General features: G+C 54.9%; 8 protein-coding genes. 4 read left to right on the top strand and 4 right to left on the bottom strand.

Going from position 1 to position 13,281, the window contains the following annotated elements:
• The first annotated feature begins 76 nt into the window (after window positions 1-76).
• Together glpT and glpQ are read left to right on the top strand one after the other, a co-directional pair.
• Window positions 77-1,423, top strand: coding sequence for a glycerol-3-phosphate transporter (glpT, locus tag EAE_RS24465; protein ID WP_015365615.1), 1,347 nt, complete (start codon window positions 77-79; stop codon window positions 1,421-1,423).
• A 9-nt stretch (window positions 1,424-1,432) separates the two neighbouring features.
• Window positions 1,433-2,500 (top strand): glycerophosphodiester phosphodiesterase, encoded by a 1,068-nt coding sequence (gene glpQ / locus EAE_RS24460; protein WP_015706146.1) that lies wholly within the window; start codon window positions 1,433-1,435, stop codon window positions 2,498-2,500.
• A 93-nt stretch (window positions 2,501-2,593) separates the two neighbouring features.
• Here glpQ and yfaE read toward each other — a convergent pair whose 3' ends face one another.
• The 4 genes from yfaE to ubiG all read right to left on the bottom strand — a co-directional run bounded on the left by yfaE (window position 2,594) and on the right by ubiG (window position 7,438).
• The gene (yfaE, locus tag EAE_RS24455) at window positions 2,594-2,848 is read right to left on the bottom strand and encodes a class I ribonucleotide reductase maintenance protein YfaE (protein WP_015365617.1); all 255 of its coding nucleotides are present in this window, start codon (window positions 2,846-2,848) and stop codon (window positions 2,594-2,596) included.
• Entirely contained in the window at window positions 2,848-3,978 is a 1,131-nt protein-coding gene (nrdB, locus tag EAE_RS24450) for a class Ia ribonucleoside-diphosphate reductase subunit beta (protein WP_015365618.1), read from the bottom strand. The genes yfaE and nrdB overlap by 1 nt, the downstream gene beginning before the upstream one ends.
• Before the next feature lie 100 nt (window positions 3,979-4,078).
• Entirely contained in the window at window positions 4,079-6,364 is a 2,286-nt protein-coding gene (nrdA, locus tag EAE_RS24445; protein ID WP_015706145.1) for a class 1a ribonucleoside-diphosphate reductase subunit alpha, read from the bottom strand.
• A 345-nt stretch (window positions 6,365-6,709) separates the two neighbouring features.
• Window positions 6,710-7,438, bottom strand: a complete 729-nt coding sequence (gene ubiG, locus EAE_RS24440; RefSeq protein ID WP_015365620.1) for a bifunctional 2-polyprenyl-6-hydroxyphenol methylase/3-demethylubiquinol 3-O-methyltransferase UbiG — start codon at window positions 7,436-7,438, stop codon at window positions 6,710-6,712.
• Between the two features lie 146 nt (window positions 7,439-7,584).
• Here ubiG and gyrA point away from each other — a divergent pair, with 146 nt between their 5' ends.
• Complete coding sequence (gene gyrA, locus EAE_RS24435; protein WP_015706144.1) at window positions 7,585-10,218, top strand: DNA topoisomerase (ATP-hydrolyzing) subunit A; 2,634 nt, start codon at window positions 7,585-7,587, stop codon at window positions 10,216-10,218.
• A 131-nt stretch (window positions 10,219-10,349) separates the two neighbouring features.
• Window positions 10,350-13,202: a two-component system sensor histidine kinase RcsC gene (rcsC, locus tag EAE_RS24430; protein ID WP_015706143.1), complete on the top strand. Its 2,853-nt coding sequence runs from the start codon at window positions 10,350-10,352 to the stop codon at window positions 13,200-13,202.
• The last annotated feature ends 79 nt before the right edge of the window (window positions 13,203-13,281 follow it).

Here is a 13,281-nt window from a genome sequence, read left to right as displayed (position 1 = left end):
CCTAATTAGAAGTACGTGAATAAATTAGATTTTTTGCGTCGATGTCAGTGAAACAGCAATGGCCACGGAGGCTGATATGTTAAGTATTTTTAAACCCGCAGCGCATAAAGCGCGTTTGCCGGCGGCGGAAATCGACCCGTTGTATCGTCGATTACGTTGGCAGATCTTTATTGGCATCTTCTTCGGTTATGCCGCTTACTATCTGGTTCGTAAGAACTTTGCGCTGGCGATGCCTTATCTGATTGAGCAGGGCTTCTCTCGTGGCGACCTCGGTTTCGCGCTTTCCGGTATCTCTATCGCCTACGGATTTTCGAAATTTATCATGGGCTCGGTCTCTGACCGCTCGAATCCGCGCATTTTCCTGCCGGCAGGGTTAATTCTGGCGGCGCTGGTGATGCTGGTGATGGGCTTCGTGCCGTGGGCGACTTCCAGCATCATGATCATGTTCGTATTACTGTTCCTGTGCGGATGGTTCCAGGGGATGGGCTGGCCGCCGTGTGGTCGTACCATGGTGCACTGGTGGTCGCAGAAAGAACGCGGCGGGATTGTCTCAGTGTGGAACTGCGCGCATAACGTCGGCGGCGGTATTCCGCCGCTGCTGTTCCTGTTAGGGATGGCGTGGTTTAACGACTGGCACGCGGCGCTGTATATGCCGGCCTTCGGCGCGATCCTGCTGGCGATTTTTGCCTTCGCGATGATGCGCGATACCCCGCAGTCCTGCGGTCTGCCGCCGATCGAAGAGTATAAAAACGACTATCCGGATGACTATAGCGAAAAGCACGAAGAAGAGCTGACGGCGAAGCAGATCTTTATGCAGTACATTCTGCCGAACAAGCTGCTGTGGTACATCGCGATCGCTAACGTCTTCGTTTATCTGCTGCGCTACGGCATTCTGGACTGGTCGCCGACCTACCTGAAAGAGGTCAAACACTTCGCGCTGGATAAATCTTCCTGGGCCTACTTCCTGTATGAGTACGCGGGGATCCCCGGTACTTTGCTGTGCGGCTGGATGTCGGACAAAGTGTTTAAAGGCAACCGCGGCGCGACCGGCGTGTTCTTTATGACCCTGGTGACGATTGCCACTATCGTTTACTGGCTGAACCCGCCGGGTAATCCGGGCGTCGATATGGCCTGTATGATCGTCATTGGCTTCCTGATTTACGGCCCGGTGATGCTGATCGGTCTGCATGCGCTGGAACTGGCGCCGAAAAAAGCCGCCGGCACCGCCGCGGGCTTCACCGGTCTGTTCGGTTATCTTGGCGGTTCCGTAGCCGCGAGCGCCATTGTTGGCTATACCGTCGATTTCTTCGGCTGGGATGGCGGCTTCATGGTGATGATTGGCGGTAGCGTACTGGCGGTACTGCTGTTGATTATCGTCATGCTTGGCGAGCGTCGCCATCATCAACAACTGAAACAAGCCTAAGGAGCGGCGATGAAAATGAAACTCACCGCGTTAATGAGCGGAATGATTTTGGCCAGTTCGGCGCTGTGCTTCAGCGCCGTCGCGGCAGAGAAAATTGTCATCGCCCACCGCGGCGCCAGCGGGTATCTGCCGGAACATACCCTGCCGGCGAAAGCGATGGCTTACGCTCAGGGGGCGGATTACCTTGAGCAAGACCTGGTGATGACCAAAGACGACCGGCTGGTGGTGTTGCATGACCACTATCTCGATCGGGTGACTGACGTTGCGCAGCGTTTCCCGCAGCGGGCGCGTAAAGACGGCCGTTTTTACGCCATCGACTTTACCCTGGCCGAGATTAAGTCGCTGAAGTTCACCGAAGGTTTTGAGCCGAAAGATGGCAAAAACGTGCAAACCTATCCTGGGCGTTTCCCGATGGGCAAATCCGATTTCCGCATTCATACCTTTGAAGAAGAGATTGAGTTTGTACAGGGGCTAAACCATTCGACGGGTAAAAATATCGGTATCTACCCGGAAATCAAAGCGCCGTGGTTCCACCATCAGGAAGGCAAAGATATTGCCGCCAGCACGCTGAAAGTGCTGAAGGAATATGGCTACACCAGCAAGCAGGATAAGGTTTATCTGCAATGTTTTGACGCCAACGAGCTCAAACGCATTAAGAATGAGCTGGAGCCGAAGATGGGGATGGATCTCAATCTGGTGCAGCTCATCGCCTATACCGACTGGAATGAAACGCAGCAGAAACAGGCCGATGGTAAATGGGTGAACTACAGCTATGACTGGATGTTCAAGCCGGGGGCGATGGCGCAGATTGCGCAGTACGCTGACGGTATCGGCCCGGATTACCATATGCTGGTAGCGGAAGGCTCGAAGCCGGGCGCGGTGAAGCTGACGACGATGGTAAAAGAGGCGCACGCCAGCCATCTACAGGTGCATCCGTACACCGTGCGCGCGGATCAGTTGCCGGAGTACGCCACTAACGTTAATCAGCTCTATGACGTGCTGTATAACCAGGCGGGCGTCGACGGCTTGTTTACCGATTTCCCGGATAAAGCGGTGCAGTTCCTGGACGCGAAATAAAACAAAAGGGCCGTAAGGCCCTTTTATGTTTTCCCCCTCTCCCTGTGGGAGAGGGCCGGGGTGAGGGCATCAGGCCGCACACATCGACAACACTTACATCTCGATCTCAATATCGCCTTTCGCCCGGCAGCAGCAGGGCAAAATCTCTCCCGGCTGGATAAACGCCAGCGGTTCGGTCAGCCAGTCAACCTGGCCTGACACCAGACGCGTGCGGCAGGAACCGCAATAGCCTTCGCGGCACTGATACTCCACGTCGATGTTATGCGATTCAAGCGCGGCCAACAGGGAAGGATGTTCATCCTGACACTCAAGGCGAGTGTCAGAAATCCTCAAGAAAATCCGCTTCATTACAGCTGGAAGTTGCTCAGATCGTCGGCATCGACTTCAGAATCGATCTGGCCGACGAGATAAGAGCTGACCTCCACTTCCTGCGGCGCGACCTGAACGTTGTCGGAAACCAGCCAGGTATTGATCCATGGGATCGGGTTGGAGCGGGTCTGGAACGGTAGATCGAGGCCCACCGCCTGCATGCGAATATTGGTGATGTACTCGACGTACTGGCAGAGAATATCTTTGTTCAGGCCGATCATCGAGCCGTCGCGGAACAGATAGTCCGCCCACTCTTTTTCCTGCTGCGCCGCCAGCACGAACAGGTCATAGCACTCTTGTTTGCACTCTTCGGCGATTTCCGCCATTTCCGGATCGTCGCTGCCGGAGCGCAGCAGGTTCAGCATATGCTGAGTGCCGGTCAGGTGCAGCGCTTCATCGCGGGCGATCAGGCGAATAATTTTGGCGTTGCCTTCCATCAGCTTGCGTTCGGCAAAGGCGAAAGAGCAGGCGAAGCTAACGTAGAAGCGGATTGCTTCCAGCGCGTTGACGCTCATCAGGCACAGATACAGTTTCTTTTTCAGCTCGCGCAGATTCACGGTCACGGTTTTGCCGTTGACGGTGTGGGTGCCTTCGCCCAGCAGATGCCAGTAGCTGGTCATTTCAATCAAAGAATCGTAATAGTGAGAGATGCCTTCCGCGCGTTTCTGGATCTGCTCATTGGTCACGATATCGTCGAACACCGTCGCCGGGTCGTTGACGATGTTGCGAATAATGTGGGTGTAGGAGCGCGAGTGGATCGTCTCGGAAAAGGCCCAGGTTTCTACCCAGGTTTCCAGTTCGGGGATGGAAATCAGCGGCAGCAGCGCGACGTTCGGGCTACGGCCCTGAATGGAATCAAGCAGCGTCTGATATTTCAGGTTGCTGATGAATATATGCTTTTCATGTTCCGGCAGCGCCTGATAGTCGATGCGATCGCGCGAAACGTCGACTTCTTCCGGGCGCCAGAAGAAGGAGAGCTGCTTTTCAATCAGCTTTTCAAAGATGTCATATTTTTGCTGATCGTAGCGGGCCACGTTAACCGGCTGGCCAAAAAACATCGGCTCAAGCAGTTGATTGTTTTTCGTCTGTGAAAAAGTGGTGTATGCCATGAGTGGGTCCTGTTGAGATTGTATCGCCCGGCGACACTGCGTTTGCCGGGCCTACAAAACCGTAGGCCGGGTAGGCATCGCGCCACCCGGCAAAAATACTTTAGATCTTACATGCGCCGCTTTCGCAGCCGTCGTCCTGAATTGACGGGGCCAGGTCATCCTGGGCGTCTTCCGCGCCATCACGGGTGTTGTGATAGTACAGCGTTTTCACGCCGAATTTATAGGCGTTGAGCAGATCTTTCAGCAACTGCTGCATCGGCACTTTTCCGGACGGGAAACGCGTCGGGTCATAGTTGGTGTTGGCGGAAATCGACTGATCGATAAACTTCTGCATGATGCCGACCAGCTGCAGATAGCCGTCGTTATTCGGCATTTCCCACAACAGTTCGTAGGCGTTCTGCAGATTTTCGTAATCCGGAACGACCTGGCGCAAAATCCCATCTTTCGACGCTTTGATGCTCACGTGGCCGCGCGGCGGTTCGATGCCGTTGGTGGCGTTGGAGATCTGCGAAGAGGTCTCAGACGGCATCAGCGCGGAGAGCGTGGAGTTACGCAGGCCGTGAGTCTTAATGGATTCGCGCAGCTGCTCCCAGTCGAAATGCAGAGATTCGCTCACGATCGCATCCAGGTCTTTCTTATAAGTATCGATCGGCAGAATACCCTGCGCGTAGGTGGTTTCATTGAACCACGGGCAGGCGCCTTGTTCGATAGCCAGTTCGTTGGAGGCCTTCAGCAGATAGTACTGAATAGCTTCGAACGTTTTGTGCGTCAGATTGTTGGCGCTGCCGTCGGAGTAGCGCTTGCCATGTTTCGCCAGATAGTAAGCGAAGTTGATAACGCCGATACCCAGCGTACGACGACCCATCGCGCCACGTTTAGCCGCCGGGATTGGGTAATCCTGATAATCCAGCAACGCATCCAGCGCGCGCACCGCCAGTACCGCCAGATCCTCCAGCTCATCGAGGCTATCGATGGCGCCAAGGTTGAATGCCGACAGCGTGCACAGCGCGATTTCGCCATTTTCGTCGTTCACATCGTCCAGCGGTTTGGTCGGCAGGGCGATTTCCAGGCACAGGTTAGACTGGCGCACCGGCGCGACAACCGGGTCGAACGGGCTGTGGGTGTTGCAGTGGTCAACGTTCTGGATATAGATACGGCCGGTAGAGGCGCGTTCCTGCATCATCAGCGAGAACAGCTCAACGGCTTTAATACGCTGTTTGCGGATACTGTCATCTTTTTCGTATTTAGTGTACAGACGTTCGAACTCGTCCTGATCGGCGAAGAACGCATCGTACAGGCCAGGAACGTCGGACGGGCTGAACAGGGTGATGTCCTCGCCTTTCAGCAGGCGGGTGTACATCAGCTTGTTGATCTGCACGCCGTAGTCCATGTGACGAACGCGGTTAGCGTCGGTGCCGCGGTTGTTTTTCAACACCAGCAGGCTTTCGACTTCCAGATGCCACATCGGATAGAAGAGGGTGGCCGCGCCACCGCGAACGCCGCCCTGCGAACAGGATTTCACCGCGGTCTGGAAGTGCTTATAGAACGGGATGCAGCCGGTGTGGAAGGCTTCGCCGCCGCGGATCGGGCTACCCAGCGCACGAATGCGGCCGGCGTTGATACCGATACCGGCGCGCTGGGAAACGTATTTCACAATCGCGCTGGAGGTGGCGTTGATCGAATCCAGGCTATCGCCGCACTCGATCAGCACGCAGGAGCTGAACTGACGAGTTGGGGTACGCACGCCAGACATGATCGGCGTCGGCAGCGAAATTTTAAAGGTGGACACCGCGTCATAGAAACGCTTGATATAGTCCAGACGGGTCTCACGAGGATAGTTAGAGAACAGGCAAGCCGCAACCAGAATATAGAGGAACTGGGCGCTTTCATAGATTTCGCCGCTGACGCGGTTCTGCACCAGGTATTTACCTTCCAGCTGCTTAACGGCCGCGTAGGAGAAGTTCATATCGCGCCAGTGGTCGATAAAACCGTCCATCTGCTGGAACTCTTCTTCCGTGTAGTCTTCCAGCAGATGATGATCGTATTTACCTTTTTCGACCATGTTCACCACATGGTTGTACAGCGCTGGCGGTTCAAACTGGCCAAACGCTTTCTTGCGCAGGTGGAAAATCGCCAGTCGCGCGGCCAGGTACTGGTAGTCCGGCGCATCGCGGGAGATCAGGTCCGCTGCGGCCTTAATAATGGTCTCGTGGATGTCGGCGGTTTTAATGCCGTCATAGAACTGAATATGCGAACGCAGCTCTACCTGGGAAATCGAAACGTTATTCAGTCCTTCTGCCGCCCAATCTAGTACGCGATGGATTTTGTCGAGATTGATACGCTCGGTGCTACCGTCGCGCTTTGTCACCAGCAGACTCTGATTCATGTGGTTTTTACCTGTCCGTGAGAAAAAATATCCCCCCATTTATCCACAGCCAGTCGTTGTGACTAACTCTGTGGATAAATACTATATGTAGGGGGTTGTCGATAAAAAGAACGCTATATGGTGAGTTATTTTAGTAAGGATTCTTTTGAGTACAAGGGTTGATTTTGACGTTAATTTGAGGTTGCGCAGGCGTAATAATCGCTAAGTCCACGCCGTATAAGGCCTGGAGAAGAAGTCAATAAAACAGAAAAAAAATCAAAATTTGATCGAGTGCTGATTTCTTCGTCGGAAGGGAAAATTGCGCAGCTTGATGCCGCGCAATCATCATCATAAAAACGTATGACGTTATGCTTTTTTCGCCGTTGTGTGCAACATATAGTTAACATCAACGCCCGGCGCCAGCTTGAAGGTATTGGTGAGCGGATTGTAATGCAGGCCGGTAATGTGCTGCTCTTTCAGAGGAGTCTGATCGATCCAGCCGATGAGCTCCGCCGGCTTGATAAATTTCTTAACGTCATGCGTACCTTTTGGCACCATTTTCATCACGTATTCCGCGCCGACCACGGCCATCAGCCACGCTTTGCCGTTGCGGTTAATGGTCGAGAAGAATACCTGGCCGCCGGGCTTCACTAGCCGCGCGCAGGCGTGCACTACCGACTGTGGGTCAGGGACGTGCTCGAGCATCTCCATACAGGTGACGACGTCGTACTGCTGGGTGTGCTTCGCCGCATGCTCTTCGACGGTCTCCTGCACGTACTCTACCTGAACGCCGCTCTCCAGCGCGTGCAATTTTGCGACCTGCAGCGGCTCGAAACCCATATCCAGACCAGTGACCGTCGCACCTTCGCGCGCCATGCTTTCGGCGAGGATGCCGCCGCCGCAGCCGACATCGAGCACTTTTTTGCCGAACAGGCCGCCGGAGCGTTCGGCAATATAGCCAAGGCGCAACGGGTTGATGCGATGCAGCGGTTTGAACTCGCCTTCTAGATCCCACCAGCGCGAGGCGACGGCTTCAAATTTGGCGATTTCATTGTGATCAACGTTGGGGGCCACCGACGGTTTTTCGGCATTCATGGGCGCTTTTACTCCTTTTCTGTTCTGACCTGCGAGTATATCAGCAGACTGCCACGAATAAACCGTATTGCTTTACCTCTATTACGACGGCTGTGTTATAATTTGCGACCTTTGAATCCGGGACACAGTAGAGGGATAGCGGTTAGATGAGCGACCTTGCGAGAGAAATTACACCGGTCAACATTGAGGAAGAGCTGAAAAGCTCGTATCTGGATTATGCGATGTCGGTCATTGTTGGCCGTGCGCTGCCGGATGTCCGAGATGGCCTGAAGCCGGTACACCGTCGCGTACTATACGCCATGAACGTATTGGGCAATGACTGGAACAAAGCCTATAAAAAATCAGCCCGTGTCGTTGGCGACGTAATCGGTAAATACCACCCGCATGGTGATACCGCCGTTTATGACACCATCGTACGTATGGCGCAGCCGTTCTCCTTGCGTTATATGCTGGTCGATGGCCAGGGTAACTTTGGTTCTGTCGATGGCGACTCCGCTGCAGCGATGCGTTATACGGAAATCCGTATGTCGAAGATCGCTCATGAGCTGATGGCCGATCTCGAAAAAGAGACGGTTGATTTCGTCGACAACTATGACGGCACGGAGAAAATCCCTGACGTCATGCCGACAAAAATCCCTAACCTGCTGGTGAACGGTTCTTCCGGTATCGCCGTAGGTATGGCGACCAACATTCCGCCGCATAACCTGACGGAAGTTATCAACGGCTGCCTGGCATACGTTGATAACGAAGACATCAGCATTGAAGGGCTGATGGAACACATTCCGGGCCCGGACTTCCCGACCGCCGCTATCATTAACGGCCGTCGCGGTATTGAAGAGGCCTATCGTACCGGTCGCGGTAAAGTTTACATTCGCGCGCGCGCGGAAGTCGAAGCTGACGCGAAAACCGGTCGTGAAACCATCATCGTGCACGAAATTCCGTATCAGGTGAACAAAGCGCGCCTGATTGAGAAAATCGCCGAGCTGGTGAAAGAAAAACGCGTTGAAGGCATCAGCGCGCTGCGCGACGAATCTGACAAAGACGGTATGCGTATCGTTATCGAAGTGAAACGCGACGCGGTGGGTGAAGTGGTTCTTAACAACCTCTACTCCCAGACCCAACTGCAGGTTTCTTTCGGTATCAACATGGTTGCGCTGCACCACGGTCAGCCGAAGATCATGAACCTGAAGGACATCATTGCGGCGTTTGTTCGTCACCGCCGCGAAGTTGTCACTCGTCGTACTATTTTCGAACTGCGCAAGGCGCGCGACCGTGCGCATATCCTTGAAGCGCTGGCGATTGCGCTGGCTAACATCGATCCGATCATTGAACTGATTCGCCGCGCGCCGACGCCGGCGGAAGCAAAAGCGGGTTTAATCGCGCGTTCATGGGATCTGGGCAATGTCTCCGCGATGCTGGAGCGCGCCGGCGATAACGCCGCGCGTCCGGAATGGCTGGAGCCAGAGTTTGGCGTGCGTGACGGCCAGTACTATCTGACCGAACAGCAGGCTCAGGCGATTCTGGATCTGCGTCTGCAGAAACTGACCGGTCTGGAGCATGAAAAACTGCTCGACGAGTACAAAGAGCTGCTGGATCAGATCGCCGAGCTGCTGCACATCCTGGGCAGCGCCGATCGTCTGATGGAAGTTATTCGCGAAGAGCTGGAGCTGGTTAAAGAACAGTTTGGCGATGCGCGTCGTACCGAAATCACCGCCAACAGCGCTGATATCAATATCGAAGACCTGATTAACCAGGAAGATGTTGTCGTGACCCTGTCGCACCAGGGCTATGTGAAATATCAACCGTTAACCGACTACGAAGCGCAGCGTCGTGGCGGTAAAGGTAAATCGGCAGCGCGTATTAAAGAAGAAGACTTTATCGACCGTCTGCTGGTGGCCAACACCCATGACACGATCCTCTGCTTCTCCAGCCGTGGTCGTCTGTACTGGATGAAAGTGTATCAGTTGCCGGAAGCCAGCCGCGGCGCGCGTGGTCGACCAATCGTCAACCTGCTGCCGCTGGAAGCTGACGAGCGTATCACCGCTATCCTGCCGGTTCGCGAGTACGAAGAGGGCGTTAACGTCTTTATGGCGACCGCCAGCGGTACCGTGAAGAAAACGGCATTGACCGAGTTCAGCCGCCCGCGTTCTGCCGGTATCATCGCCGTCAATCTGAACGAAGGCGACGAACTGATCGGCGTCGATCTGACTTCTGGCCAGGACGAAGTGATGCTGTTCTCCGCCGCTGGTAAAGTGGTGCGCTTTAAAGAAGACGCCGTTCGCGCGATGGGCCGTACCGCAACCGGCGTACGCGGTATCAAGCTGGCGGGCGAAGATAGCGTCGTGTCGCTGATTATTCCTCGTGGCGAAGGGGCGATCCTGACCGTGACGCAAAACGGTTACGGCAAGCGTACCGCGGCCGAAGAGTATCCGACCAAGTCGCGTGCGACGCAGGGCGTTATCTCTATTAAGGTCACCGAACGTAACGGTTCCGTGGTCGGCGCCGTGCAGGTCGATGATTGCGACCAGATCATGATGATTACCGATGCGGGCACCCTGGTGCGTACTCGCGTTTCTGAAGTGAGCATCGTGGGTCGTAATACTCAGGGCGTGATTCTGATCCGTACCGCGGAAGATGAAAACGTTGTCGGCCTGCAGCGCGTGGCTGAACCGGTTGACGACGAAGAACTGGATGCCATCGATGGCAGCGTAGCGGAAGGCGATGATGATATCGCGCCGGAAAACGACGCTGACGACGACATCGCCGAAGACGAAGAGTAATCGTCGCAGGTAAATGTTCTGAAAGGGCCGGGTGTTATCCCGGCCCTTTTTGCATTAACATTGCGGCAGAGCCCATTTACCGCTACTTTAACCCCATTCTGTTGAGCCCCTGACGACCGAGCATTGCCCCATTGAAATATCTTGCCTCGTTTCATACGACCTTAAAGGTTTCTCGTTATCTGTTCAGAGCGCTGGCGGTTCTGCTATGGATGCTGATTGCTTTTGTTTCCGTGTTTTATATCGTTAATGCGCTGCATGAACGGGAATCGGAAATTCGTCAGGAACTGAATCTTAACGCCGACCAGGCCCAGCGCTACATCCAGCGTACCGCGGATGTCATCAAAGAGCTGAAGTACGTCGCAGGCAATCGCGCGGCGACCGGGAGCGAGGGTAGTGCGGCGCTGGCCAATAGTGGCAATATCACAATCCCTAATTTTGAACCGCTGTATCCGGATTCCGACTGCGGCGCAATGAGCGGCGCCTGGCGCAACTCACTGCAATCGCTGGCGTGGTTCATGCGCTACTGGCGGGATAATTTCTCTGCCGCCTACGACCTGAACCGTATTTTTTTAATTGGCAGCGACAACCTCTGCATGGCTAACTTCGGCCTGCGCGATATGCCGCTGGAGCGCGATCAGGCGCTGAAGGTGCTGCATCAGCGTATCGAACAATATCGCGATGCGCCGCAAAACGAGCGCGGCAATAACCTGTTCTGGATTAGCCAGGGCGTGCGTCCGGGCGTTGGTTATTTCTACGCCCTGACGCCTATTTATATGGCTAACCGTCTGCAGGCGATGCTCGGCGTTGAGCAGACTATCCGCATGGAGAGCTTCTTTACGCCAGGTAGCCTGCCGATGAGCGTGACGATCCTCGACGATAACGGTCAGCAGCTCATTTCCCTTGCCGGGCCGGATAACAGCATTAAACCGGAAACCCGCTGGATGCAGGAGCGGATGTGGTTTGGCTACAGCTCTGGTTTCCGCGAGCTGGTGCTGAAAAAGAGCCTGCTGCCATCATCGCTGAGCATTGTCTATTCGGTTTCCGTCGATCAGGTGCTGGAGCGTATCAGGATGTTGATCCTCAACGCTATCGTGCTGAATATCCTGACCGGCGCGATCCTGTTCGCGCTGGCGCGTATGTATGAACGGCGGATCTTTATACCGGCGGAAAACGACGCTCAGCGGCTGGAGGAACATGAGCAGTTCAACCGTAAGATCGTCGCCTCCGCGCCGGTCGGAATCTGCATTCTACGCACGCAGGACGGCACCAATATACTGAGTAACGAACTGGCGCATAACTATCTGAATATGCTGACGCACGAAGACCGCCAGCGGCTCACGCAGATTATTTGCGGCCAGCAGGTCAACTTCGTCGACGTGTTAACCAGCAACAACACCAACCTGCAGATTAGTTTTGTACACTCGCGATATCGTAATGAAAACGTCGCGATTTGCGTGCTGGTTGACGTTTCCGCCCGTGTGAAAATGGAAGAGTCGCTGCAGGAGATGGCCCAGGCGGCAGAGCAGGCCAGCCAGTCGAAATCGATGTTCCTCGCCACCGTCAGCCACGAGCTGCGTACGCCGCTGTACGGCATTATTGGCAACCTCGACCTGCTGCAGACCAAAGCGTTGCCGAAGGGAGTCGATCGCCTGGTGACGGCGATGAATAACTCCTCCAGCCTGCTTTTGAAGATTATCAGCGATATTCTCGACTTCTCGAAAATTGAGTCTGAGCAGCTCAAAATCGAGCCGCGAGAGTTTTCGCCGCGCGAGGTCATGAATCATATTTCGGCGAACTATCTACCGCTGGTGGTGCGCAAGCAGCTTGGGCTGTACTGCTTCATTGAGCCGGATGTCCCGCAGACGATGATTGGCGACCCGATGCGCCTGCAGCAGGTCATTTCCAACCTGCTGAGTAACGCCATTAAATTTACCGATACCGGCTGTATCGTGCTGCATGTACGGCGCGCCGGCGACTATCTGCAAATAAGCGTACGTGATACCGGCGAAGGGATCCCGGCGAAAGAGGTTGTGCGCCTGTTCGACCCGTTCTTCCAGGTTGGTACCGGGGTGCAGCGTAATTTCCAGGGAACCGGCCTGGGACTGGCTATCTGTGAAAAACTCATCAGCATGATGGATGGCGACATTGACGTGGAAACTGAACCCGGCATGGGGAGCCGTTTCACCATTCGCATTCCGTTATACGGCATGCAGCAGATGCCGCCGCTGTTGGCCGAACAGCACAGCAACAGCACCTGTTGGCTGGCGATTCATAATACGTCACTGGCGCTGTTTATCGAATCGTTGCTGCAATATCATGGCCTGACGGTACGGCAATTTGCTGGCCAGACGCCAGCCGCTGACGATATTTTATTAACCGATGATGAACTCAGCGGGCGTTGGCCGGGAAGCGCTGCGGTGATCTTCTGCCGTCGGCATATCGGTATCCCCGTTGAGCGCGCGCCGGGAGAGTGGTTGCATAGCGTCACCACGCCGCATGAACTTCTGCCGTTGCTGGGACGCCTGCTGCATCTGGCGCTGGCGGTAGAAGAGAATGGTCCGGCGCTGTCGGCCCACGACGCGCCAACGGTCAGCAATGACGACATGATGATTCTGGTGGTCGACGATCATCCGATTAACCGCCGCCTGTTGGCCGATCAGCTTGGCTCACTGGGTTATCAATGCGTGACGGCTAATGATGGCGTCGATGCGCTTAACGTCCTGAGTAAACAACATATTGATATTGTTCTCAGCGACGTGAACATGCCAAACATGGATGGTTACCGTCTGACGCAGCGGATCCGTCAACTGGAGATGACGCTACCGGTTATTGGCGTCACGGCTAACGCGCTGGCGGAAGAAAAACAACGCTGTCTGGAGTCGGGAATGGATAGCTGTCTGTCAAAACCAGTAACGCTGGATATCCTCAAGCACACGCTGGCCACCTATGCCGCGCAGGTACGTAAAGCCAGAAAAACAAGCTGAGGCCGCACGGAATGGTGCTGAGAGCTCCCCGGCGCGCGATGCTCTCCGGGGCGGGAATAAAGTTTCAGAATGGCCCGGA

It is taken from the genome of Klebsiella aerogenes KCTC 2190 (genome assembly GCF_000215745.1).
In the GTDB taxonomy this organism is placed as follows: domain Bacteria; phylum Pseudomonadota; class Gammaproteobacteria; order Enterobacterales; family Enterobacteriaceae; genus Klebsiella; species Klebsiella aerogenes.
Note: the sequence above shows the minus strand (reverse complement) of the source record. Positions and strands in the feature narration are given on the sequence as shown.